The organism is Neobacillus muris, from assembly GCF_943193175.1.
GTDB lineage: Bacteria > Bacillota > Bacilli > Bacillales > Cytobacillaceae > Neobacillus > Neobacillus muris.
In genome coordinates, this window is the sequence record NZ_CALPDF010000038.1 from 22387 (window position 1) to 47931 (window position 25545).

Sequence of the window (25545 nt, forward strand, 5' to 3'; positions counted from 1 at the left end):
GAATGGAGGAAAAGCAGTTTGGAATCAATGATGTAGTCGAGATGAAGAAGCAGCATCCGTGTGGTGCCAATCGCTGGAAAATCATTCGAATGGGAATGGACATCCGCATTAAGTGTGAAGGCTGCGGGCATAGTGTTCTCATTCCAAGAAAAGAGTTTGGACGCAAAATGAAGAAGATATTGGTGAAGCATGAAGAATAGCTCATGCTTCTTTTTTTATAAAAATGATAGTATTCTTATAAGATAAACTATACTTTGGGGGGTGGCGAGTTGGCAATAGTCCGTAAGGCAGCATGTCCGCTGAATTGCTGGGATAGCTGCGGTTTTCAAGTAACGATCGAAAACGGACGGGTGACGAAGGTGGAAGGGGACCCGGACCATCCCATTACAAAGGGGAAAATTTGTGCCCGCGGCCGGATGCTTGAGGCGAGAACCAATTCGCCCGAACGGCTGATGCATCCATTAAAAAAAGTAAATGGCCAGTTCCAGGAAATCTCTTGGGAACAAGCACTTGATGAGATCGCTGCTGAGATGCTGCGCATTAAAGAAACGTATGGCTCAACAGCCGTCTTGCATAGCCATGATTATGCCAATAATGGGATTCTAAAAAACCTTGATCAGCGGTTTTTCAATTGCTATGGCGGGGTAACCGAACTATACGGCTCACTGTGCTGGGGATCGGGAATAGAAGCGCAAAAATGGGACTTTGGCAATGCCTGGAGCCATGCCCCTAATGATGTGCTGAACAGCAGGAATATTATCATCTGGGGGAGAAATGTTGCCAGAACGAACATGCATTTCTATGAAAAGCTTTTGGAGGCAAAGAAGCACGGTTCTCATTTATATGTGATTGACCCGCTTTATAATGCCACAGCCAAACTGGCTGATCAGCATATTTCCATCAAACCGGGAATGGACGGCATACTGGCAGCCGGCATCATAAAGGAAATACTCCGCCTGGAGCTCGAAGACAAGGAATTTATTGAACAATATACCCACGGCTTTGCTGATTTGCTTCAACTTGTTAACAGCAATTCCCTTGAACAAATTAGTGAAATGACGGAGGTCCCTGAAGAAGTTATCACAAAATTAGCCTATATTTATGGTGATCGGCCAGCCTCGACCTATATGGGGCTAGGAATGCAGCGCTACGAAAATGGCGGCAACACCATCCGGCTGATTGATGCATTGTGCGCCGTAAGCGGCAATATTGGGATAGACGGCGGTGGAGCAAATTATGCCAATCTTCAGGTTGGCCAAAGCTTTGCGTTTGATGAACTAACATTGGCCGGCCGCAAGCAAAGCTTTCGCCAATTTTCCATCATGAAGCAGGCAGAAGAAATTTTGGCAGCCAAGGATCCGGAAATTAAAATGATTTTTGTAACCTGCGGAAACCCGCTTACACAGCTGCCCGATACGAATGTGGCAGAAAAAGCATTTTCTTCGGCCGGCACATTGGTGGCAGTCGACCAATTTATGACAGATACAGCGATGCTGGCTGATTATGTATTGCCGGCAGCCACTGCTTTTGAAGAAGAGGATATCTATTACTCCTCAATGTATCACCACTATGTGAACTATGGTCCGCAGCTTGTCCCTTCTCCTGGTGAGGCAAAGCCAGATTTGTGGATTTGGACGCAATTGGCGGACAGGCTTGGCTTTGGGGCAGATTTTGAGTTTACTAGAGAAGAATGGTTAAACATGACGCTCGTGCCCTTAGCGGAAAAGGGATATTCGTTGGAGGCATTAAAAGAGCAGCATACACTGGAATTGCCGGTGAATAAAATTCCGTGGCAGGATCGAAAATTCAATACGAGGACAGGAAAATTTGAATTTACCTCCTCTTTGGGTGAGGAAAAAATGGGAAATGGAAAGCTATCATTAGCTGTCCCTAAGGAATCAAAATGGCGAAATCCTGCTCTTGCGCAGAACTATCCATACAGTTTGCTGACGATTCATCCTATGCGTTCCAATCATTCGCAAAACTATCATTTGCTAGGCGATACTGTCAAAGTGAAGGTGGAAATTGCTGCTAACATTGCTGATGACCGGGAATTAAAAAACGGCGATTTTGTCAGGGTGTGGAACAACAGGGGCGAAGTAAAAGGCTATATTTCAATTCTTCCAGCAGCCCATCCCAACACGGTAAATATCGATGAAGGCATTTGGAAGAAATTTGGCGGTTCCGTCAATCAGCTAACTTCCAGTACAGAATCTGATAATGGACTTGGCAGTACTTTGTATGATTGTTTGGTTAATTTGGAAAAAATTGAATAAAAGAAATGGGGCTTCCTCTTATGGGAGCCCCATTTCTTTTATTTATACTGTGGAATTTCCAGTATGAGTTTATAGGAATCTATTAAACTATATAAATTATAAATTTGCTTCACTTGCTTGGCAGCCCAGCCAATATCGGTTGCATATTGATGGGAGGCATAACCTTTTTGTGCGGCGGAATCAGGATTCCATCGCATTTTATATAAGGTATCCTGGCCTGCATTAATATAGCCATTGGCGATAAATTGTGCCCCGCCAATAATCGCGTCTTCCGGTGTAAACCATCCTGCATTGTAAGCAAACTGGGCACCGCTGTTAACAGCACTGTTATCATAAGCGCCGATACCATACATATTGTATACCAATCTTCCGTTATATAAGACACCATTGGCCAGCTGGGATGACCCGTTAGCAGTCTCTAATAAGGCATGAGAAATTAAATACATTTCATTAACCCCATAGGTCATTCCGGCCGTTATAAATGTGGCAGCTTGGCTTTGTAAAATGCCTTTGCCAGCCAGAACCCGTTCATTGACTTCATTGGCATTCAAATTAGCGGTCATCGATAGTTTAAGGAATTGCATAGAATCAACAGCACTGTCTTGGAAATTATTCGGATCCAAATAATATGCAACATCTTCCGGGCTGGCATTGACCCAGGACTTATTATAGGCCACCTGGTACCATTCCATCCCTTTATCATCAGTCACAACGGCCAATATTTGAAGCGTATCGTGATTTTTGACCTGCCCAACAACCCAATAATCTGTGCCGGCCCCTCCCCTGAGGTTCCAGCCTGATCCATTCACGATACCGGTTGAAGGGCCTGTTAACGTCAGAGCATCAGAACGGATAAAGGTATAATAATCCTTATCGGTTTGTGGGTTTACAGCCATCTGAAGCTTTACCATATCGCTTAGGCTGATATTATAATTTTCCACGGTTTTTTCAATGTTGCCGCCCGTTGCATTTGGGTTAAATGGTGCTGCATCAGACAGGTATAAGACACTGACATAGCCCGTTTTTCCATTTGCGGTAACCATAGCCCAATTGTTTTCCACGGATTGGACTGTGACAATGGTTCCCCGTGCCAGCTTGGTAATAATAGCTGCATTGGTAGATGGATTGGCGCGCATATTTAGGCTGGACCCAAAAATAACATCCACGTATTTCGTTTCGGCTGCTGGCTGAGACTGCTCTGGGCTTGGATCAGAATCCGTATTAGTCCCAGAAGCAGGAGAATCTTCTGGAGTTTGTCCAGGGCCAGGCTGAGCTTCGGCAGGAGGATTGGCATCGGAATCTGTGTTTGGATTTGGAGCCGCCCCTGTGCCGGATTCGTTTGCAGGGCCTCCTGATGCTCCTAGATTTTTGTCCGCCGATAAAAATTCAGAGCTTACATATCCCATCTGTCCATATGCCTCAATTTTTGTCCATCCGTTTGCTTCAGAGAGAACTTTGACTTCCAATCCTCTGGCCAGTTTCACCAAAATGGAGGCATTGGCTGCTGGACTTTTACGCATATTTAAAGAGGAGCCGACGTTGACATTGACATACTTGGCGACAGCTGCAGGCTGCTCCGGCTGCTGGGCAGGGGCGCCGGATTTGACAGCTGTGAGAAAACTGGAGCTTACATAACCTTCTTTCCCATTAAACTGGATTTTTGCCCAGCCATTGGTTTCGGAAATGACTTGCACTTCGGATTGAAAGTCAAGCTTCCCGATGATTGATGAACCAGTTGAGGCGGATGCCCGCACATTCAAACTCGACCCGGAATTGACATTGACATATTTTATAGTCAATTGTGGTGCCGGATCCGGCGCCGGAGCTGATGAAGAGTTCCCAGAACTTGACAGTGTATCCGATAAAAATTCAGAACTCACATAACCAGTTTTCCCATACGCTTCGACCTTTGCCCATCCGTTCGCTTCAGAGAGGACCTTGACTTCCAATCCTCTGGCCAATTTTACTAAAATGGAGGCATTGGCTGCCGGGCTATTGCGCATATTTAAAGAAGAGCCGATATTGACATTGACTACCTTCGTAGTAGCTGCCGGCTGTTCCGGCTGGACAGCGGTATTGGGTTTGACCGTCGTGAGGAAACTGGAGCTTACATAGCCCTCTTTCCCATTAAACTGAATTTTCGCCCAGCCATTGGTTTCAGAAATGACTTGCACTTCGGATTGAGAGCCAAGTTTTCCGAGCACCGATGAACTAGTTGAGGCGGATGCCCGCACATTCAAACTCGATCCGGAATTGACATTAACATATTTTGTAGTCAATTGCGGAACAGGGGACTGTGCAGGTGGCGTGTTACTGGAACTTGGCGGTGTATCCGATAAAAATTCAGAACTTACATAACCAGTTTTTCCGTACGCTTCAATCTTTGCCCAGCCATTTGCCTCCGAATAAACCTTTACAGGCGTTCCTTTTGCAAGCTTAACAATCACGGAGGCATTGGTTGAACTGCCGTTGCGCATATTTAAGGAACCGCTGCTGACATTGACATACTTGTCCTTTACGACAGTTGGCGCCGGGGACTGAGCAGGTGCGGAACTAGGATTTGTTGAGGATAAAAAGTCACTGCTGACATATCCTTCTTTCCCGTTCACCTGTACCTTTGCCCAGCCATTCGCTTCCGAGTAGACAGTAACGGCGGTTCCTTTTGTTAGTTTGTCGAGGACTTTCCCGCTTGCTGCCGGACTTTCCCGCAAGTTTAAGGAACCGCTGTCCGTATTGACGTATTTAGTTACAGGAGAAGCAGCAGTCGTTTTGCTGCTCTCAGAAATAAAGGCAGTACTGACATATCCCTCCATGCCGTTAACCTGAACGAGTGCCCAGCCATTTACTTCCGAATAGACGGTTAAAGCTGTTCCGTTTTTAAGGGATGTAAGAATCGGCGAATTGCTTGAGGCTGTTTTACGTAAATTTAAGGTTCCGCTTGCTACATTTACATACTTAACCGCAGCGGATACTTGACTGCGGACTCCTGCAGGTGAAGTGGCTGATTCTGCAAAAACGGCTTCCTCAAACGCAACCGTTGATAATACAGCAAAACAAAATGTAGGTATAATCGCTTTTTTTATAACCCCTTTGGATTCATGGGGGAATTCAAATTTTCTGCCCATTTGCAGATTATTAGACCTTCTCATTACTCTCCTCCAATAAGTGATGCAATCAACAAATATGTATGGTTTTTCCTTAAATATGACAAAAGTAATAGTTTTGTCATAAATTTTACCATAATTAATAGAAAGATTGGGTAAGATTGTAGAATTTTGTTAAAATAATAGGTTGATAATGTAAAAAAATGACCAATATACATTTTTTTGGGAAAAATTATTCGATATGTCTGACAGCCGTTTCATGTTGAACAATCTTGTTTTTTCATTGTTAAATGCCTATAATTGTGAAAGGCTTGTCTATTTAATTTATCGGCAACTTATCTGTTAAAATAGATACTTTTCCAAAAGGAGTGAACGACAATGGCATTAACAGCTGGTATTGTGGGTCTGCCGAACGTTGGCAAATCTACATTATTTAATGCAATTACCCAGGCAGGAGCGGAATCAGCGAATTATCCTTTCTGTACGATTGATCCCAATGTAGGGATTGTAGAGGTGCCAGATGCACGCTTGCAAAAATTAACCGAGCTGGTCCAACCAAAAAAGACCGTCCCAACAGCATTTGAATTCACCGATATTGCCGGGATTGTAAAGGGTGCAAGTAAAGGGGAAGGATTAGGAAACAAATTCCTGTCGCATATCCGTGAAGTAGATGCAATTTGCCAAGTAGTCCGCTGCTTTGCAGATGAAAATATTACCCATGTATCCGGAAAAGTAGACCCCATTTCTGATATTGAAACCATCAATTTAGAGTTAATCCTTGCCGATATGGAAACGGTGGAAAAGCGAATTGGCCGTGTCGAAAAACTGGCGAAGCAAAAGGATAAAGAATCAATGGCAGAGTTTGAAGTGCTTTCATTACTGCGTGAAGCATTCGAAGCAGAAAAGCCTGCCCGGTCCGTTGAATTTACAGAGGACCAGTTAAAAATTGCTAAACACTTGCATTTGTTAACCATTAAACCAGTTCTTTATGTTGCAAATGTCAGTGAAGAGGAAGTAGCAAATCCGTCCGAGAATGAATATGTACAGCAGGTCCGCGAGTATGCGGCAAAAGAAAATGCACAGGTGATTGTGATTTGTGCCAAGATTGAAGAGGAAATTGCCGAGCTTGAAGGGGAAGAAAGGGAAATGTTCCTTCAAGAGCTTGGGATCGAAGAATCTGGACTCGATCAATTAATTCGGGCTGCTTACAGCCTGCTGGGCCTTGCTACTTACTTCACTGCAGGCGTGCAGGAAGTTCGGGCTTGGACCTTCAAAAAAGGAATGAAAGCACCACAATGTGCCGGCATTATCCACTCCGATTTTGAACGGGGATTTATCCGGGCAGAAACTGTATCATTTGATGATTTAGTGGCGGCAGGAAGCTATCAGGCAGCAAAAGAAGCTGGTAAGGTCCGCTTGGAAGGCAAGGATTACGAAGTGAAAGACGGAGACGTCATGCACTTCCGATTTAATGTATAAGAAAAACGGAAGCGGCCTGAAGAAGGGCCATTCTCACAGCCAAAAATTCTATACTTTTTTTCAATAGTTGAAAAACAGGAAAGCGACATTGCTTTTCCTGTTTTTTTGTGTTATACTTTCAACTTGTGAGTAATGAATAATTGCTCCTTGCCCACTAATGTGGTGGGCCGTCTAGACCAAAAGGAGGTGACTGTGATGAATAAGTACGAAATCATGTACATCATCCGTCCAAATATTGAAGATGAGGCTAAAAAAGCACTTGTAGAGCGCTTTAACAAAATTCTTCTTGAAAATGGCGCGGAGACTGCTGAAAGCAAAGATTGGGGCAAACGCCGTCTTGCATACGAAATCAATGATTTCCGTGACGGATATTACCAAATCGTAAAAACTACTTCTCCTGCTGCAGCAGTACAAGAGTTTGGCCGTCTTGCCAAAATCAGCGAAGATATCATTCGCCATATCGTAATTAAAGAAGAAGCATAATTTAACGATAAATTTAATTTTTGAATATGTTTCACGTGAAACATATTCTGGAAAAAGGAGTTGATTCTGATGATGAATCGTGTCGTGCTAGTTGGCCGTTTAACAAAGGATCCTGAATTGCGTTATACGCCAAGCGGAGTTGCAGTTGCTACTTTTTCGTTAGCAGTAAACCGGCCATTTTCAAACCAGCAGGGTGAACGCGAAACTGACTTTATTAACTGTGTGGTTTGGCGCAAACCAGCTGAAAATGTTGCTAACTTCTTGAAAAAGGGAAGTTTGGCAGGTGTGGATGGACGGATTCAAACCCGTAACTATGAAGCACAAGATGGACGTCGTGTTTATGTAACAGAAGTGTTAGCAGAAAGTGTCCAATTTTTGGAACCGAAAAATGCCTCTTCTGCTAACAGGAACGACAATGATCACTTTGGCGCGCCTCCTAGAGAACCGCAGGGTGCACCATTCGGCAATCAGAATCAACGGCCTAATAACAACCAAGGCTATACAAAAGTGAATGATGATCCATTTGGCGGAAGCGGTCAAATTGACATTTCCGACGATGATCTCCCATTCTAATGCAAGCCTTTAGGGTTCGGTTATAAACATAAAAGGAGGGAAATTCCATGGCAGGTGGACGTAAAGGCGGACGCGCAAAACGCCGCAAAGTTTGCTATTTCACTGCAAATGGCATCACTCATATCGACTATAAAGATGTTGATTTGCTAAAAAAATTCATCTCAGAACGCGGTAAAATTTTACCACGTCGTGTGACAGGCACAAGCGCTAAATATCAGCGTAAATTAACTGTTGCGATCAAACGTGCACGTCAAATGGCATTATTGCCATTTGTTGCAGGCGAGTAATCAATAGAAAAAGGCAGTTTGGGTGTTCACCCGGCTGCCTTTTTTATTACATGCTGTTGAACTGTCTGCTTTTGTTAGTTGAATACATTTGGTTATCTAGATAAAATAAAGAGATAGGTATCGATTACGTTTAGAGGTGAAAAAGTGAAGAATGCCCGTATACTGACTGAAGGGGCCATGCTCTTGGCCATCTTTGCAGTGCTATTATTAATTACGATCTATGTACCGCTGTTAGGAATGGTGGCAAACTTTTTTCTAGCAGTTCCGTTCATCCTGTTTGCTGCCAAGAATGAATGGAAAATGTCTCTTGTGTTTCTGGCTGCCTCCATTTTGATTTCCTTGATCCTAGGGTCGCTGACATCACTGCCGCTTGCATTTGCCTATGGAACAACTGGTGTTGTCACTGGATATCTTATTCAAAGAAAAAAAGACCGGATCATTATTTTACTGGCAGGAACCATTGTATTTTTAGTCAATATGATCGCATCTTACGCAATCAGTGTTGCGCTTTTCAATATCGATATTTTTAAGGAAATAAATGATGTCATGCAAGATTCCTTAACCAAGTCAGCGGATATGCTAAAGAGCTTGGGGCAGGAGGCACAGGCAGAACAAACAATAGAACAAATCAAAAAAGCGTTATCTTTAGTAAAAACATTATTCCCTTCTATGATTGTCATATGGTCAGTGGTTACGACTTTCATCACACAATCAGTATCGCTTCCAATTGTAAAAAGGTTTGGAATTGAAATTCAGAAATGGAAGCCTTTTAGAGAACTTAGTCTGCCAAAAAGTACATTATGGTATTTGCTCATTACTCTGACGGCTAGTCTCTTGCTGCACCCCGAACAAGGCACTTATCTGTATGCTGCATTATTTAATTTGTCTTTTATTTTGCAAGCCTTAATGTGGTTTCAAGGGTGCACCTTTTTGTTCTACTTTTTAGATGTAAAAGGATTATCCAAGTCTATTGGAGTGATTTTGCTTATTGCTTCCTTCTTTATTCCGATTTTTCTTTATATTATAGGGATATTAGGTATAATTGATTTAGGGTTTGATAGGCGGAAAAAGCTAAGGAAAAAATAGTCTGCAGGAAGTCCATTTCGGTATACATATACTGCTTAATAGGTGATTGGAATAAGATATAGAAACATTTTATAAATTTTAACGACTACTGGATTTAGGAGCTGAGAAATTTTGCCTGCATTTTTAGAAAAACGATCCATTCGTTACCCATTCTTTGGGTTAATAGGCGTTACAATCGTACTCATCATCGTCCTATCCTTATATAATTGGGTCTTAAGTCTCGCTGGTCTGTTATTAATGTTTTTTCCGCTTTACTTTATGTTTGTCATTGAGCAGCGGCAACGAGAAGAAGTGGAGGAGTATATCTCTACCCTTTCATATCGGGTAAAAAAAGTGGGCGAAGAAGCGCTGCTTGAAATGCCGATTGGGATCATGCTCATTAATGATGATTATGATATTGAATGGACCAATCCGTATATGTCTGCGTATTTTGAGGAAGATACATTGGTGGGCAAGTCCCTCTATGATCTTGCGGATAATTTGGTTCAGCTGCTTAAACAGGAAGCAGAGACTCATATCATCACCTTAAATAGCAGAAAATTCCGTGTAGTCCACAAACGCGAAGAGAAGCTCCTTTACTTTTTCGATGTGACGGAACAGGCAGAAATTGAGAGAAAATATCATGAAGACCGCACTGTTATTGCAATTATTTTTTTAGATAATTATGATGATTTAACTCAGGGCATGGATGACCAAATGCGAGGAAGCATCAATAACTTGGTGACATCGATACTAAATAAGTGGGCCAATGAAAATGAAATGTTTCTAAAAAGAATTTCATCTGAACGATTTATCGCCGTTTTTAATGAACGAATTCTTAACATCCTTGAAAAAAACAAATTTACCATTTTAGATGAAGTGAGAGAACAGACTTTACAGCAAAACATCTCCTTTACCTTAAGTATCGGAATAGGGTCAGGGGGTTCATCGCTTCCTGAATTGGGATTGCTGGCCCAGTCGAGCCTGGATTTAGCCTTGGGCAGGGGCGGGGATCAGGTGGCCATTAAACATCCAAGCGGCAAGGTGAAATTTTACGGCGGGAAAACCAATCCGGTTGAAAAACGCACAAGGGTTAGGGCAAGGGTGATTTCCCACGCATTAAGAGACTTAATTATAGCAAGTGATAAGGTAATAATCATGGGCCATAAGAACCCTGATATGGACTCCATTGGTTCAAGTATTGGAATCTATAAAGTAGCCCAGATGAACCAGAAGGAAGCCTATATGGTGGTGAATCCCAATGAAATGGATACCGGCGTTTCAAGGATGATGGATGAGATTCGCAGCCAAGAGAAGCTGTATTCAAGGTTCATTAATTCTGAAGCGGCACTGGAAATAGCCGGGGATAAAACTTTGCTTGTCATAGTGGATACGCATAAACCATCGCTTGTGATGGATGAACGGCTGTTAAAGAAAATCGACAATGTTGTCGTCATTGACCATCACCGCCGTGGGGAAGATTTTATCGCAAACCCTCTGCTTGTTTATATGGAGCCGTATGCCTCCTCCACATCTGAATTGGTGACCGAATTTCTTGAATATCAGCCAAAACGGGGTAAAATTGAAGTGATTGAAGCAACAGCCCTATTAGCGGGGATTATTGTGGACACAAAAAGTTTTACGCTGCGAACTGGTTCCAGGACATTTGATGCGGCCTCCTACCTGAAGGCACATGGCGCAGATACGATTCTTGTTCAGAAATTTTTAAAGCAGGATGTTAATATGTATATTAAGCGTTCGAAGCTGATTGAATCGGTCAAGTTTTACCGCGATGGAATTGCCATTGCCAGAGGCAATGAATCCGAGTTTTATGACCAGGTGACGATTGCACAGGCAGCAGATACTTTGCTGACAATGGATAAAATAGCAGCGTCGTTTGTTATCTCAAAGCGCAATGAGGATATGGTCGGTATCAGTGCAAGGTCCTTGGGAAGCGTGAATGTGCAAATTATTATGGAGAGCCTTGATGGCGGCGGCCATTTGACGAATGCAGCCACACAGCTGACTGGCATAACCATTGACGAAGCAGAATCACGATTAAAACAGGCCATTGATGATTATTTTGAAGGGAGCAAACAAGAATGAAAGTAATATTTCTAAAAGATGTTAAAGGAAAAGGAAAAAAAGGTGAAATTAAAAATGTGGCGGATGGCTATGCCCACAATTTTTTAATTAAACAAGGATTGGCGGTAGAAGCAAATAATGCCAATATCAGCAGCTTAGATGCTCAAAAGAAAAAAGAGGAAAAGGCTGCTGCAGAGGAACTTGCTGAGGCAAAAAAACTGAAGGAAGTCTTGGACAAAATTACAGTTGAATTGACGGCGAAAGCAGGAGAAGGCGGCCGCTTGTTTGGTTCCATTACAACAAAGCAGGTTGCGGAAGAATTACAGAAAAAACACGGTATTAAAATTGATAAGCGGAAAATGGAGCTGGATGACGCCATTCGCACGCTTGGACATACGAAGATTCCAGTGAAGCTGCACCATGAGGTGACGGCCACACTAACGGTTTCAGTAAAAGAAGTAAAATAGTTTTTCCAGCTGCATGAATTACAAAAAAATTGCCAGTTCAAATTTAAGGCAATCATGATAAAATGGAATAGAAGCAATATGGAAATGTGATCGGTTGAAACTGGTCACTTTTTTCTTTGATGCATTTTTTGGACGAGCACCTTTTCAGGTTATATTATAAAATTAGGTTTTCATATAAAAAATTCATGTAGTGCAGCCGCGCTATTCTTTGCATATGATTTGATACAGCCAAAGATTTTTCCTTCAATAGGAGGTTTTGATAGATGAGTGATTTGTTTGCAGACCGCATGCCTCCCCAAAATATTGAGGCAGAACAGGCTGTGCTTGGAGCAATCTTTTTAGAGCCATCTTCTTTAACACTTGCTTCAGAGGTATTGATTCCAGAAGATTTTTATCGGGCGTCACACCAAAAGATCTTTCACATGATGCTAAAACTAAATGACCAAGGGAAGGCAATAGACCTTGTAACGGTAACAGAGGAGCTTGCAGCGGCGAAATTGCTGGAGGATGTCGGAGGTGTCAGTTATTTGAGTGAACTGGCAGCATCCGTCCCGACGGCTGCCAACCTGGAGTATTATGCCAGAATCGTTGAAGAAAAGTCGCTGTTGCGCAGGCTGATCCGTACGGCCACCAATATTGCTACAGATGGATATACGCGTGAGGATGAAGTAGATGCGCTGTTAAGTGAAGCGGAAAAAAGCATTCTGGAAGTCGCCCAGCGAAAAAATGCCGGCGCCTTCCATGACATAAAAGATGTTCTTGTCCGTACCTATGATAATATTGAGGAAATGCATAAACGGGTTGGGGAGATTACCGGACTTGAGACAGGATTTGTTGAGCTTGACCGGATGACAGCAGGATTCCAGCGCAATGACTTAATCATTGTAGGTGCCCGTCCTTCTGTAGGTAAAACGGCATTCGCCTTGAATATTGCCCAAAATGTTGCCAAAAAAACAGGCGAAAATGTGGCGATCTTCAGTCTTGAGATGGGGGCAGAACAGCTTGTTATGCGTCTTTTATGTGCTGAAGGAAATATTGATGCCCAGAGGCTCCGTACAGGGTCGCTGACAGACGAAGACTGGGGCAAGCTGACGATGGCAATGGGAACTTTATCAAACACGGGGATCTATATTGATGACACACCTGGTGTAAGAATCAGTGATATTCGTTCCAAATGCCGCCGTTTAGCGCAAGAGCACGGATTGGGAATGATTTTAATTGACTATTTGCAGTTGATTTTGGGCAGCGGCCGTTCTGGGGAAAACCGCCAGCAGGAAGTATCGGAAATTTCCCGTTCCCTAAAGCAGCTAGCCCGAGAACTTAAAGTGCCTGTTATTGCATTATCACAGCTGTCTCGTGGTGTCGAGCAGCGCCAGGATAAGCGTCCGATGATGTCAGACATCCGTGAATCAGGAAGTATCGAGCAGGATGCTGATATTGTTGCCTTTTTATACCGTGATGATTATTATGATAAAGAATCAGAGAACAAGAATATTATTGAAATCATCATTGCCAAGCAGCGTAATGGTCCGGTTGGTACCGTATCGCTGGCATTTGTAAAAGAATATAATAAATTCGTGAACCTGGAAACAAGGTATGATTCACCTCCAGGGGCTTAATAGATTAAGAGAAAGAGTCAGCATAGGCTGGCTCTTTTTCTATAGTGATAGATTGCTATTTATACGAACGTAGATAAATATATTTATATAAAATGTTCGTGTTTAATTGATTTTTTATACTGATATTGGTAAACTAAAGTGGTGTTAATTATTATTTAATCGGAAGTAAAACACTTGGAGGTGCCTTTATGTCATCAGTTGTGGTTGTCGGTACGCAATGGGGAGACGAAGGAAAAGGGAAAATAACGGACTTTCTTTCTGAAAATGCAGAGGTTATTGCCCGTTATCAAGGGGGAAACAATGCAGGCCACACGATTAAGTTTAACGGGGAAACCTACAAATTGCATTTGATTCCTTCGGGGATTTTCAATAAGGAAAAAATAAGTGTCATTGGAAATGGCATGGTTGTCGATCCAAAGGCATTGGTGGAAGAACTTGCATATCTGCATGAGAGAGGCATTTCAACGGATAATCTCCGTATTAGCAATCGCGCCCATGTCATCCTCCCTTATCATTTAAAATTGGATGAGGTTGAGGAAGCGCGCAAAGGCGCTAATAAAATCGGAACCACTAAAAAAGGTATTGGTCCCGCTTATATGGATAAGGCGGCCCGTGTCGGCATCCGGATTGCGGACCTATTGGACCTTGAAGTGTTCGAGGAAAAATTGGAGCAAAACCTGGCTGAAAAGAATCGTTTATTCGAACGGATTTATGAAACAGAAGGCTTCAAAAAAGAAGATATTTTAGATGAGTATTATGAATACGGACAGCAGATTGCACAATATGTCTGTGACACTTCCGTTGTATTAAATGAGGCATTGGATGACGGAAAGCGGGTGCTTTTTGAAGGAGCTCAAGGGGTCATGCTTGATATTGACCAAGGTACCTACCCGTTTGTTACATCTTCCAATCCTGTAGCGGGGGGAGTAACGATCGGTTCAGGTGTAGGGCCGTCCAAAATTACTCATGTTGTGGGTGTTTGTAAGGCATACACTTCCCGCGTTGGCGACGGGCCGTTCCCAACAGAATTGCACGATGAAATTGGACATCAGATTCGTGAAGTAGGCCGCGAATATGGCACTACAACAGGCCGTCCGCGCCGTGTCGGCTGGTTTGACAGCGTCGTTGTCCGCCATGCCCGCCGTGTCAGCGGTTTGACTGATCTTTCTCTCAATTCGATCGATGTGCTGACTGGAATTGAGACTTTGAAAATTTGTACGGCTTACCGTTATAAGGATGAGATTATTACGGAATATCCAGCCAGCTTAAAGGTGCTGTCCCAGTGCGAGCCGATTTATGAGGAGCTGCCAGGATGGAATGAGGATATTACTGGCTGCAAGTCTTTAGACGAGCTCCCTGTCAATGCCCGCCATTATGTGGAACGCGTAACCCAGCTGACGGGTGTTCCATTAACAACATTCTCTGTTGGACCGGACCGCAATCAAACCAATGTCGTCCGCAGTCCATGGAGACAAATCTAATTATATTCATGCCCTCTTTTGGGAGGGCATGATGGTTTTTAAAACTTTTTCAAAAAAAGTATTGCACAATGGATAGTACCCATGGTATTATAAAAAACGTCGCTGAGATGCGATGAAATATATAAGTACGAGCCATTAGCTCAGTCGGTAGAGCATCTGACTTTTAATCAGAGGGTCGAAGGTTCGAGTCCTTCATGGCTCACCATTTTAAATTTCATAATGGCCCCTTGGTCAAGCGGTTAAGACACCGCCCTTTCACGGCGGTAACACGGGTTCGAATCCCGTAGGGGTCATCGGCATTTGATTGTCAGCAAGTGACTGGCGAGGACGGTTTCCTTTCTGGCAATCAATTTATATGGTCTGGTAGTTCAGCTGGTTAGAATGCCTGCCTGTCACGCAGGAGGTCGCGGGTTCGAGTCCCGTCCAGACCGCCACTTATACATACTAATATAGGATATGGCTCAGTAGCTCAGTCGGTAGAGCACGATCGAATAAGCTTCTGAGAAATAGCATCAGCGTACCCATCGAGCTGCTGCTTGAATAAGCTTTCTGAGATGGGGACGAAGGACTTAAGCTTAACAAAGTTTAGGACACTAAAAATATATATTTGGCTCAGTAGCTCAGTCGGTAGAGCAAAGGACTGAAAATCCTTGTGTCGGCGGTTCGATTCCGTCCTGAGCCATTAAAAACAGAAGCTTGCAATGATGCAGGCTTCTGTTTTTTTATGCGCCTATGGATTCATTGTAATACTATTGTAACAATGTAACTATTTTTTTCCATTTCACCGTATGTTTTGTCCTATTTTGTAAAAAAACCTATTCACGTCAAAATAACTAGTCGAATCCTTGGTATGAAAGGGTTTTCCTGAAAAAAAACCGCGAAAAAACAGGAAAATATTACTATTCTATTTCAAGCAAAAGTAGAAAAATGTCAGCTATTATACATTTTTGTTACATTATAAAGATTCTTAAACTTTTACAAATAAATTATGGTAAATTTATAACAGCTAAAATTCTGGATAACTCTGATTTAATCATTTTATTAGATTCATAGGGTTTTACCGTGGTTTAGGAGGGAAAGAATGTTTTCTTTCAATAATAAAATAAAATCAAAAAAGCACTTAATAGTTAAATCAACGATCGTTTCTGCAATGGCTGCATCCGTTATCGCCTTTAGTAATGGACCGGTTGCATTTGCCACTTCCGCTAAATTAACAACCATCTATCATGTCTATGCCAATGGTACCTACATAGGGAATGTGACTGATAAAGAAGTACTAGATAAGCTGGTAGCCGAAAAGGTGGATACAGCAAAACAAACCTTTCAACATGCAAACTTTGATCTGGATTCACAAATCCAATACATCCCTGAACAAGTATTTCATTCTTCTGCTGTGAATAATTCAGAAGCCATCCAAAATCTGAACAGTTCATTCCAAATCCAAGCAGAAGCCGCTGCCATTGTGATCGATGGCCAGCCTGTTGTCTACCTAGACAATAAAGAGACGGCTGAAGAGGTCATCCAAAACCTGAAGCTGCAATATGTATCGGCAGACCAATTAAGCGAACTAGAAGCTAGAAAAGCCTCTGCTGACCCATTGCCGCCGCTCGGTGAAAATCAAACTCGTCTATTAGACGTTCGCTTGTCAAAAAATGTTTCAGTTGAAGACAGAAAAATAGCACCTGAAAGTATCATGACCCCTGATGCGGCACTTACCTATCTTCAGAAGGGAACCCTGGAGGAAAAGAAATATGCGGTCCAGCCAGGTGATGCCATTGAAACCATCGCCCATCAGAATGGGTTAACGGCCGGAGAACTATTAGCATTAAATCCAGGGCTGACTCAAGACTCGCTTTTACAAATTGGCCAAGAAATGAATATTACTGCATTACAGCCATATGTAGAAGTAGTCGTCGATAAAGAGGTAAACCAAAGAGAAGAAATTCCATTTGCCCAGCAAACCGAAGAAGATGCTTCGATGGACAAAGGCGAAACGAAGGTAAAGCAAGAAGGACAAAATGGTGCTAGATCTGTTACCTATTCCATCTCTGAGCAAAATGGAGCAACGGTCAAAAAAGAACAAACAAGTGAGCAAATCCTTCAGCAGCCAGTTGACAAAATTGTGGTAAAAGGGACAAAGGTCATTCCTTCCCGCGGTGATGGCAGCTTGGCTTGGCCGACAGTAGGCGGGTATGTTTCCAGCCGAATGGGCTATCGCTGGGGCAAAAAACATAAAGGAATTGATATCGCAAGGCCTAGCAACAGAACCATCAAAGCGGCAGATAACGGGGTAGTTGTTTCTGCTGGATGGGATAATGGCGGCTATGGCAATAAAGTCATTATTGACCATCAAAATGGAATGCGCACTTTATATGCCCATATGGCATCGATTAATGTAAAGCAAGGCCAGACGGTTTCAAAGGGGACAGCCATCGGTGTGATGGGAGCAACAGGCGATGCAACCGGCGTCCATCTCCACTTTGAAGTATATAAAAATGGCGGCTTGGTAAACCCAATGTCCTATCTAAAATAACTAATCTCTAGTCTACCTAGAGATTTTTTTTTTTTGAATATCCGACTGTCAATTACTTCTAATAGATGAAAATAGGCAAAAACAGTGGTAAAGTAAAATAGTATAGTTATGACTATTTCAACTCCGTATATAGGACAGCAAGTTATCCCGCTGATGGTGCCTTACTTGAGCAAAATAGAATAAAAGCGAAAAGGAGCAATGTTATGGAAAAGAAAATTCTTGTTGTCGATGATGAAAAACCGATTGCAGATATTTTACAGTTTAACCTAAAAAAAGAAGGTTATGACGTTTATTGTGCTTATGATGGAAATGAGGCGCTTCAACTTATAGATGAAGTTCAGCCTGATTTAATTCTTTTAGATATTATGCTTCCGATGCGGGATGGGATGGAAGTGTGCCGTGAAGTCCGCAAAAAATATGAAATGCCCATCATTATGCTCACAGCAAAAGACTCGGAAATTGATAAAGTCCTTGGCCTTGAGCTGGGTGCGGATGATTATGTAACAAAGCCTTTCAGTACTAGGGAATTAATTGCTCGTGTCAAAGCTAACCTGCGCCGGCATCAGCAGATTGCGGTACAAAGTGAAGAAGAAAATGAAACAAATGAACTGGTGATTGGCTCCCTTGTCATTCATCCAGATGCCTATATTGTGTCTAAACGTGGTGAGACGATTGAACTGACCCATCGGGAATTTGAACTGCTGCATTATTTGGCGAAACATATCGGACAGGTAATGACACGAGAACATTTATTGCAAACCGTTTGGGGCTATGATTATTACGGTGATGTAAGAACGGTTGACGTGACTGTAAGGCGCCTTAGAGAAAAAATTGAGGACAGCCCGAGCCATCCGGCTTGGATTGTGACACGCCGGGGCGTAGGCTATTATTTACGCAATCCTGAACAGGAGTAATTTTAATGAACAAAGTTGGGTTCTTCCGTTCCATAAAAGTAAAATTTGTTCTCATCTATGTCCTCCTTATTTTAGTGGCCATGCAGATTATCGGGGTTTACTTTGTCAGGCAGCTGGAGGACACGTTAAGAACCAACTTCCAGACCTCCATTAAGCAGCGGGTAGATCTTTTGAGCTTCAATATCCGTGAAGAAATGGAAAAGCAAAGGACCCCTGAAGATAGTCCGTTGGAAGAAGACATTAACAAATTATTAAGAGACTTTGATACCGGTGATATTTCTGAAGTGCAGGTGATTGAAAGCAGGTCGTTAAAAATCCTAGGCACTTCGCTTCCAGGAAATCAGGACATGGTCGGACAAAGAACGACTGTCTTGCGGATTAAACAAGCGATGGTATTGGAAGAGGATCAAAGCACCATTCAAATCAACCCAAAAACGGGAGAACGTACATGGGTTCTTGCCACTCCCATAAAGTCGGGCAGTAAAGTGATTGGGGCCATCTATCTGCATGCAAAAATTGAGAGCGTGTTTCAGCAAATGAACACCATCAATAAGATTTTTGCTACAGGAACGGCAATCGCCTTATCGATTACAGCTGTATTGGGGGCACTGCTTGCCCAGACTATTACGAAGCCAATCTCCGATATGAGAAAACAGGCTCTAGCGATGGCAAAAGGGAATTTCTCCCGTAAGGTTAAAGTATACGGAAATGATGAAATTGGGACGCTGGCGTTGACCTTCAACAATTTAACGAAAAAATTGCAGGAAGCCCAGGCAATGACCGAAGGGGAACGGAGGAAATTATCTTCCGTCCTGGCGAATATGACCGATGGCGTGATTGCCACTGACAGAAAGGGACGGGTCATGCTGATTAATGAGCCGGCAGCCGAGATGTTGGATGTTTCACGTGAAACAGTCATGTCGCAATCGATTATCTCGTTGCTGGACTTGGAGGATACCAATACCTTTGAGGATTTATTGGAAGAAACGGAGTCGTTAATTTTAGATTACAGTACGAAATCGGAAGCGTATATCCTAAGGGCCAGTTTTTCAGTGATCCAAAAAGAAACAGGATTTGTAAACGGGCTAATCTGTGTTCTTCACGATATTACCGAGCAGGAAAAGATCGATGCTGAGCGCAGGGAGTTTGTCGCCAACGTTTCACATGAATTAAGGACGCCCTTAACAACGATGAGGAGCTATCTTGAGGCCTTAGCGGATGGGGCTTGGCAGGATCAAGAACTTGCCCCGAATTTCTTGGAAGTAACCAGAACGGAAACAGAACGAATGATCCGTCTGGTAAATGACCTATTGACATTGTCGAAAATGGACAGTACTGATTATCGTTTGAAAATGGAATGGGTTAACTTTGTAGATTTTTATAATCGAATCATTGATCGATTTGAAATGGCGAAGGAGCAAAATGTCAGCTTTAAACGGCTATTGCCGGACCATGCCATATGGGTTGAAGTGGATGCAGATAAAATGACCCAGGTTTTATACAATATTATCTCCAATGCGTTAAAGTATTCACCGGATGGCGGACAAGTCACGTTCTCGATTAAAGAGGGCAAAGATCAAATTACGGTCAGTGTCTCTGACCAAGGGATGGGGATACCAAAAGAGAGCATTGGAAAAATCTTTGACCGGTTCTATCGGGTGGATAAAGCAAGAACCCGTAAAATGGGGGGAACCGGCTTAGGACTTGCCATCGCCAAAGAAATTATCAAAGCGCATGGCGGAAATATATGGGCAAAAAGCCAAGAAGGGAAAGGAACAACGATTTCCTTTTTGCTGCCCTATGAGTGGACTGAAGAGGATGAATGGTCATGAGTTATGAAAATAGTAAATCCGTAATGTTAGCTATTTTGGTTTCCATTAGTATTTTTTTGACATGGAATCTTTGGACCTACCATCCCAATTTCGAAAAACTGGAAAACAGCGACAACGCCGCTGTCAAAGAAGTCACATTAAGTGAAAAACAAGAGGTACAAACGATTGTTAAGCCTGATATGGTGATATACCATACGGATGGCGGTCTCTACGGCACCAATAGTGCAGAAGAGCTTGATAAAATTATAAAGGAATTAAGCAGCTGGTCCTTTTTTGATGTAAAAAACTATGCCGTCAAAGAAGAAGGCAATTTGAAGGAAATTACGACTGGAACAGGGAAGGCAGAAATCGTTTTCCCTGATGATGTGCCGATTGAGATTTACCGCAATGTGTTAAAGCTTGAGGAAAAAAAGGTACCTGTGTTTACCTTTGACCGGATTATTATTAGTGCGGAGAATTCCGAAACGGATAACGGGGATGTTTATTTTGTTTCCTCAGAAACCAATCAGGTCTATATCAGTCATATTTCACCCGCCAATCTAAAGGATTTTAACAAGGATTTCTACAAAAATTCAGCCAGTCTTCCGCGTTATTTTGCCTTCGATGCTTCAGAAAACCGAACCATTTACCTGCCGGAGAACGAAACAAAGATGAATACCTATAAGTATTTGCCAGTGACACTGGATTCCGAAGAGTTAAAGGAAGCTCTTTTCAGCAATCCGGATTATGTGCAAAAAAGCACGGTAGCTCCGTGGGAAGAGTATACCGATAACTCTAGCAAGCTGAGTATTAACCTTATTACCAATATGCTTACCTATGTAAACCCGACTACCGAGGAGAAGTATGTAGAAACACCCTATGACTTGGTCAAACGGAGCATAGATTTTGTCAATGGGCACGGCGGGTGGACGGACCCCTATCGGTACGTATCTAAAGATGAGTTTAACCGTTCGGTGACCTTCAGGCTGTATACGACAGATGGATACCCGGTGTTTAATGGACGCGGCCTATCGGAAATTACCGAGGTTTGGGGCAGGAATGAAATTACAAGTTATACCCGGCCAAATATTTCCCTTGAACTGCCGTTAACAACAGAAATGCAAATGGTCACACAACCGTCCGGGCATGAGATTTTAACCTATTTGCAAAATAAAAACAACTTCAAGCCAGAGCTTTTGGAACAGTTGGTATTAGGCTATACAATGGAACGGGAAGATGAAGAAAACCGTTTAATCCTATTAGAGCCAGCGTGGTTTTACCGCTACAATAATACCTGGGGCCAAATAACGATGGAACAGCTGGGAGGTCCCGCGTATGGATTGGAGTAGAATTAAGACCATATTTATCATTACTTTCTTGATCTTGGACGTTTACCTGCTGTTTCAGTTTATGAAAAGCCGAGATGCCAATAATTATGAAGTTATCACTCCAGCAACCGTGGAACAAAAATTAAAAGACGATCAGATCACCTATAAGGAGCTGCCAACCGTCCAAATTAAGGCACAATATCTTAGTGCCAAACCAAAGGAATTTGCAAAAAGTGATCTTGCCAAATTAAAAAATCAAACAGCATCCTTAAATGAGACAGGCACCACCTTGCAGGCGTTGCTGGATAAGCCATTTCAATTAAGCGAGAAAATGGCACCTTCGGAAGTTCATGACTTTTTAAGGGAGAATGTGCTTAACGGGAAAGATTATTTGTATTGGGAAACGGATGAGAAAACAAATACCATTACCTGCTATCAGCTGTATGACAATGCTCCCTTATATCATAACATTAACGGGATGATTACCCTGGATCTTAATTCAGAACATCAAATTGTGTCCTATGAGCAGACATATCTAGGGGATATTCAGAAAATGTCAGCAAAAGAAGAAGAAATTCTTTCAGCTCTAAAAGCGCTTGAAACACTGCATCAAAAGGGCGACCTCAAACCAAAAAGCGAAATAACGAAGGTGGAGATCGGTTATTCTACACTAATCCAATTAGCCGCCTCTCAGGTGTTAGCACCAACTTGGCGCATTGTCGTCAATAATAAAGAAAGTCTGTATGTCAATGCATTTGAGGGTAAGATTATAGATTTTAACAGCGATGAAAATACGATTGTGGAGTGAGTATGAATGTCATTACGATATAGTATTCTAGCAAGCGGGAGTACGGGGAACGCCCTCTATGTGGAATCAGACGAACATTCCTTTCTTGTGGATGCCGGTTTTAGCGGAAAGCAGATGGAAGCCCTGTTTCAGCAGATTGACCGTGATATCAGTAAGCTGTCTGCCATCTTTGTTACGCATGAACACAGTGACCATATAAAAGGAATCGGCATTCTCGCCCGCAAGTACAAGCTTCCGGTCTATGCCAATGAAAAAACCTGGCGGGCAATGGAAAGCAATGTTGGGGTCATCCCTGCAGAGCAAAAGTTTATTTTTGATATGGAGTCGGTCAAAAGTTTCGGTTCCGTCGATATTGAATCGTTCGGCGTTTCCCATGATGCTGCAGAGCCAATGTTTTATGTTTTCCACCAATCCGGAAAAAAACTGGTTCTGATTACGGACACAGGGTATGTAAGCGATCGGATGAAAGGGATTATCTCTAATGCCGACACGTATATTTTTGAGTCGAATCATGATGTGCAGATGCTGCGGATGGGCCGCTATCCATGGAATATAAAGCGAAGAATTTTAAGTGATGTTGGACATGTTTCCAATGAAGACGCCGCACTGGCCATTGGGGATGTTGTCGGGGATCGGACAAAGCGTGTCTATCTTGCGCATTTAAGTTTGGATAATAATATGAAAGACTTAGCCAGAATGTCCGTTGCCCAGACATTGCAAACGAAGGGCTTCATTGTCGGCGAACAGTTTGACCTGTATGATACAGATCCAAAGATTCCAACCATAGTAACAGCAGTTTAAAACCGTGAGGACAAGCCTCACGGTTTTTTTTGCGCTAAGAATCGCAAGAAAATGCTGTTTGTTATGTGGAACAAACAGCAAAATTTTTAAAAAACCTTTTCTCCGGAGTATAATGGTAATAGAAGGCCAAACTATAGGTTATGAATCATTTCGAAAGAGAGGAATGGTGAATATGGGCTATTATGATGATCATTCACAGAACCGATATCGAGAACGAAGGGGCGGCCGAAGCGGGATCTTTATCGCCAGCTTAGTTGGAGCCATTCTTGGGGCGCTGCTGGTCATGATTTCACTTCCTGCCTTATCCGACCGTGGCATTTTGCCTTATAAACTAGAAACCAGCCAAAATGGCGCGGAAACAGAAGATCGTGATCAAGGTCAGGACAATACCAACATGGAAACGCGGCAGATTTCCTACGATGTTGAAACCGATACAACGGCCGCTGTGGAAAAGGCAGCCGAAGCGGTTGTCGGGATTACCAATATCCAGTCATCAGGCTTTTGGTCGGACGACACGGGGACCGAGCAGGAGGCTGGGACTGGCTCGGGTGTGATTTATAAAAAAGAGGGCGGGAAAGCCTTCGTTGTGACCAACCATCACGTTATTGAAGGAGCCTCCAAACTGGAGGTCAGCTTAACAGATGGAACCAAAGTGCCGGCCAAGCTTCTTGGCAGTGATATGTGGACGGACTTGGCGGTACTATCTATTGAGGATACACATGTGAAAAAGGTGGCCGAATTCGGCAATTCAGACAGTCTCAAAATGGGGGAGCCAGTGATGGCAATTGGGAATCCGCTCGGTCCAACCTTCTCAGGCTCGGTGACGCAAGGAATTATTTCCGGTCTCAAGCGGACGATCCCAGTTGATATTAACCAAGATGGGGTGATTGACTGGCAGTCGGATGTCCTGCAGACGGACGCAGCGATTAATCCAGGAAACAGCGGTGGTGCGTTAATTAATATGGCGGGCCAGGTAGTCGGGATTAACTCGATGAAAATTTCCCAGGAGGCAGTAGAAGGGATTGGCTTATCGATTCCGATTAATTCTGCGAAGCCAATTATTAATGACCTGGAGAGCTATGGTTCAGTCAAACGCCCGTATCTGGGAGTGGACTTAAGGTCGGTGGATGAAATTCCAGCTTATTATCAGGAACAGGCTTTGAAATTGCCTCATGACATTAATTATGGGGCAGCAATCCGCCAAGTTGTACCAGGGTCACCGGCAGATGTGGCTGGGTTAAAGGAATTGGATGTGATCGTGGAGCTGGATGGCAGCAAGATTAACGATGTAATTGAGCTGCGAAAGCATTTATACCAGGAGAAGAAGGTCGGCGAGCAAATGAAGGTGACCTTCTACCGAAATGGAGATAAGCAGGAGGCAACCGTGAAGCTTGCTTCGGAGGATATGCAATAGGAGGATGGCAGGAAGGTGAAACAACCACTTTCCTGCTTTTTGTTTATGGTATGATAATAGGTGCGCGTTCGAAATGTGTTGAATGGCAATCAAAGAAACGTAAAAACTATAATTGGTTAAAACAAAAGTAAGGGTGGTTAAAATGATTAATTGCTGTGAAGAGCATGTGGAGCTTGCATTGGATGTAGTTGTGAATGAGTATGAAACATTCCCAGTTTTAACAAAAATAGATGTGGATAACTTATCAACAAACTGTGAATTCTGCCAAAAACAAGCTGTATATATGGTGGCGAACAAATGATTCCATACAAAATGTGGATAAAAAATGTGAATATGTGGATAACTTCTGTGGATATCTTGTTTGTAAACTGTTTGTAATTAAGTTGTAAAGGGCTGTGGATTGTGAATATCTCGATTATTACGGTTGGAAAATTAAAAGAGAAATATTTGAAGCAGGGTATTGAGGAGTATTTGAAGAGATTATCGGCTTATGCCAAGGTAGAGGTTGTTGAGGTGGCTGACGAAAAAGCACCCGAGGAATTAAGTGAATTGGAAATGCTGCAGGTTAAGCAAAAAGAAGGTGAACGAATACTGGCAAAAATTAGCCAGGATACATATGTGATAGCACTGGCGATCCAGGGGAAAATGCCATCCTCCGAGGAATTAGCGGATACGTTGGATAAACTGGCGACTTATGGAAAGAGCAAGCTTGCTTTTGTGATTGGCGGATCGTTGGGGTTAAGTGATGAGGTTGTAAAACGGTCCAATGAACAGCTTTCATTTTCAAGGATGACTTTCCCGCACCAGTTGATGCGGTTGATTTTAGTAGAGCAGATTTATCGTGCGTTTCGGATTAATCGGGGAGAACCGTACCATAAGTAAGTGAGGTTTTTAGCCAAATGCCTCTCCTTAAAATTGGGGGAGGCTAGAACATAATAAGTTTTCTTAAAGGAAATAGAAATAATAAGAAGGCTATTGCCGTCGAAAAACAATGAAAATAAATTGACAAAGTTACCT

The 25545-nt window shown here is 42.8% G+C and carries 21 protein-coding genes and 4 tRNA genes; 24 read left to right on the plus strand and 1 reads right to left on the minus strand.

The annotated features are described in order from the left end of the window. Window positions 1-2 precede the first annotated feature (2 nt). Both NFS43_RS19285 and NFS43_RS19290 read left to right on the plus strand, forming a co-directional pair. On the plus strand, window positions 3-200 hold the full coding sequence (locus NFS43_RS19285) for a DUF951 domain-containing protein (RefSeq protein WP_251554417.1): 198 nt from the start codon (window positions 3-5) through the stop codon (window positions 198-200). A gap of 69 nt (window positions 201-269) precedes the next feature. Further along, window positions 270-2276 carry a molybdopterin-dependent oxidoreductase gene (locus NFS43_RS19290; protein WP_251554418.1) on the plus strand — a complete coding sequence of 669 codons (2007 nt, stop codon included), beginning with the start codon at window positions 270-272 and terminating at the stop codon, window positions 2274-2276. Window positions 2277-2314: 38 nt separating this feature from the next. Here NFS43_RS19290 and NFS43_RS19295 read toward each other — a convergent pair whose 3' ends face one another. After that, on the minus strand, window positions 2315-5425 hold the full coding sequence (locus NFS43_RS19295) for an SH3 domain-containing protein (protein ID WP_251554419.1): 3111 nt from the start codon (window positions 5423-5425) through the stop codon (window positions 2315-2317). Between the two features lie 333 nt (window positions 5426-5758). Between NFS43_RS19295 and ychF the strand changes: the two genes are divergently transcribed. From ychF to rlmH, 22 genes are all read left to right on the plus strand, one after another. Continuing rightward, complete coding sequence (gene ychF, locus NFS43_RS19300; protein WP_251554420.1) at window positions 5759-6859, plus strand: redox-regulated ATPase YchF; 1101 nt, start codon at window positions 5759-5761, stop codon at window positions 6857-6859. 195 nt (window positions 6860-7054) lie between these two features. Beyond that, window positions 7055-7342, plus strand: a complete 288-nt coding sequence (gene rpsF, locus NFS43_RS19305; protein WP_251554421.1) for a 30S ribosomal protein S6 — start codon at window positions 7055-7057, stop codon at window positions 7340-7342. A gap of 69 nt (window positions 7343-7411) precedes the next feature. Further along, window positions 7412-7915 carry a single-stranded DNA-binding protein gene (gene ssb, locus NFS43_RS19310; protein WP_251554422.1) on the plus strand — a complete coding sequence of 168 codons (504 nt, stop codon included), beginning with the start codon at window positions 7412-7414 and terminating at the stop codon, window positions 7913-7915. Window positions 7916-7962: 47 nt separating this feature from the next. Further along, entirely contained in the window at window positions 7963-8202 is a 240-nt protein-coding gene (gene rpsR / locus NFS43_RS19315; protein ID WP_202654617.1) for a 30S ribosomal protein S18, read from the plus strand. Between the two features lie 144 nt (window positions 8203-8346). Beyond that, the gene (locus NFS43_RS19320; protein ID WP_251554423.1) at window positions 8347-9288 is read left to right on the plus strand and encodes a YybS family protein; all 942 of its coding nucleotides are present in this window, start codon (window positions 8347-8349) and stop codon (window positions 9286-9288) included. Window positions 9289-9399: 111 nt separating this feature from the next. Further along, on the plus strand, window positions 9400-11373 hold the full coding sequence (locus tag NFS43_RS19325; protein WP_251554425.1) for a DHH family phosphoesterase: 1974 nt from the start codon (window positions 9400-9402) through the stop codon (window positions 11371-11373). Then, a complete protein-coding gene (gene rplI / locus NFS43_RS19330) occupies window positions 11370-11819 on the plus strand; it encodes a 50S ribosomal protein L9 (RefSeq protein ID WP_251554426.1) in 450 nt (149 codons plus the stop codon). The genes NFS43_RS19325 and rplI overlap by 4 nt, the downstream gene beginning before the upstream one ends. Before the next feature lie 263 nt (window positions 11820-12082). Next, window positions 12083-13438 (plus strand): replicative DNA helicase, encoded by a 1356-nt coding sequence (gene dnaB, locus NFS43_RS19335; protein WP_251554427.1) that lies wholly within the window; start codon window positions 12083-12085, stop codon window positions 13436-13438. A 188-nt stretch (window positions 13439-13626) separates the two neighbouring features. Beyond that, a complete protein-coding gene (locus tag NFS43_RS19340) occupies window positions 13627-14919 on the plus strand; it encodes an adenylosuccinate synthase (protein ID WP_251554428.1) in 1293 nt (430 codons plus the stop codon). A gap of 129 nt (window positions 14920-15048) precedes the next feature. Further along, window positions 15049-15124, plus strand: a tRNA-Lys gene (locus tag NFS43_RS19345). A 16-nt stretch (window positions 15125-15140) separates the two neighbouring features. Beyond that, window positions 15141-15212: transfer RNA gene (locus tag NFS43_RS19350), tRNA-Glu, on the plus strand. A 64-nt stretch (window positions 15213-15276) separates the two neighbouring features. Further along, window positions 15277-15353, plus strand: a tRNA-Asp gene (locus tag NFS43_RS19355). A 175-nt stretch (window positions 15354-15528) separates the two neighbouring features. Then, a tRNA-Phe gene (locus NFS43_RS19360) sits at window positions 15529-15601 on the plus strand. Window positions 15602-16000: 399 nt separating this feature from the next. After that, window positions 16001-17452, plus strand: coding sequence for a peptidoglycan DD-metalloendopeptidase family protein (locus tag NFS43_RS19365; RefSeq protein WP_251554429.1), 1452 nt, complete (start codon window positions 16001-16003; stop codon window positions 17450-17452). 203 nt (window positions 17453-17655) lie between these two features. Next, window positions 17656-18366, plus strand: coding sequence for a response regulator YycF (yycF, locus tag NFS43_RS19370; protein WP_251554430.1), 711 nt, complete (start codon window positions 17656-17658; stop codon window positions 18364-18366). Between the two features lie 5 nt (window positions 18367-18371). Further along, a complete protein-coding gene (gene walK, locus NFS43_RS19375; protein ID WP_251554431.1) occupies window positions 18372-20198 on the plus strand; it encodes a cell wall metabolism sensor histidine kinase WalK in 1827 nt (608 codons plus the stop codon). Further along, window positions 20195-21526: a YycH family regulatory protein gene (locus tag NFS43_RS19380; protein ID WP_251554432.1), complete on the plus strand. Its 1332-nt coding sequence runs from the start codon at window positions 20195-20197 to the stop codon at window positions 21524-21526. Before walK ends, NFS43_RS19380 begins: the two co-directional genes overlap by 4 nt. Further along, window positions 21513-22313, plus strand: coding sequence for a two-component system regulatory protein YycI (locus tag NFS43_RS19385; protein ID WP_251554433.1), 801 nt, complete (start codon window positions 21513-21515; stop codon window positions 22311-22313). Before NFS43_RS19380 ends, NFS43_RS19385 begins: the two co-directional genes overlap by 14 nt. 6 nt (window positions 22314-22319) lie before the next feature. Then, the gene (locus NFS43_RS19390; RefSeq protein ID WP_251554434.1) at window positions 22320-23114 is read left to right on the plus strand and encodes an MBL fold metallo-hydrolase; all 795 of its coding nucleotides are present in this window, start codon (window positions 22320-22322) and stop codon (window positions 23112-23114) included. A 172-nt stretch (window positions 23115-23286) separates the two neighbouring features. Further along, entirely contained in the window at window positions 23287-24528 is a 1242-nt protein-coding gene (locus NFS43_RS19395) for a S1C family serine protease (RefSeq protein ID WP_277613978.1), read from the plus strand. 142 nt (window positions 24529-24670) lie between these two features. Further along, window positions 24671-24829 carry a CxxH/CxxC protein gene (locus tag NFS43_RS19400; protein WP_251554435.1) on the plus strand — a complete coding sequence of 53 codons (159 nt, stop codon included), beginning with the start codon at window positions 24671-24673 and terminating at the stop codon, window positions 24827-24829. Window positions 24830-24930: 101 nt separating this feature from the next. Next, window positions 24931-25410, plus strand: a complete 480-nt coding sequence (gene rlmH / locus NFS43_RS19405) for a 23S rRNA (pseudouridine(1915)-N(3))-methyltransferase RlmH (protein ID WP_251554436.1) — start codon at window positions 24931-24933, stop codon at window positions 25408-25410. The last annotated feature ends 135 nt before the right edge of the window (window positions 25411-25545 follow it).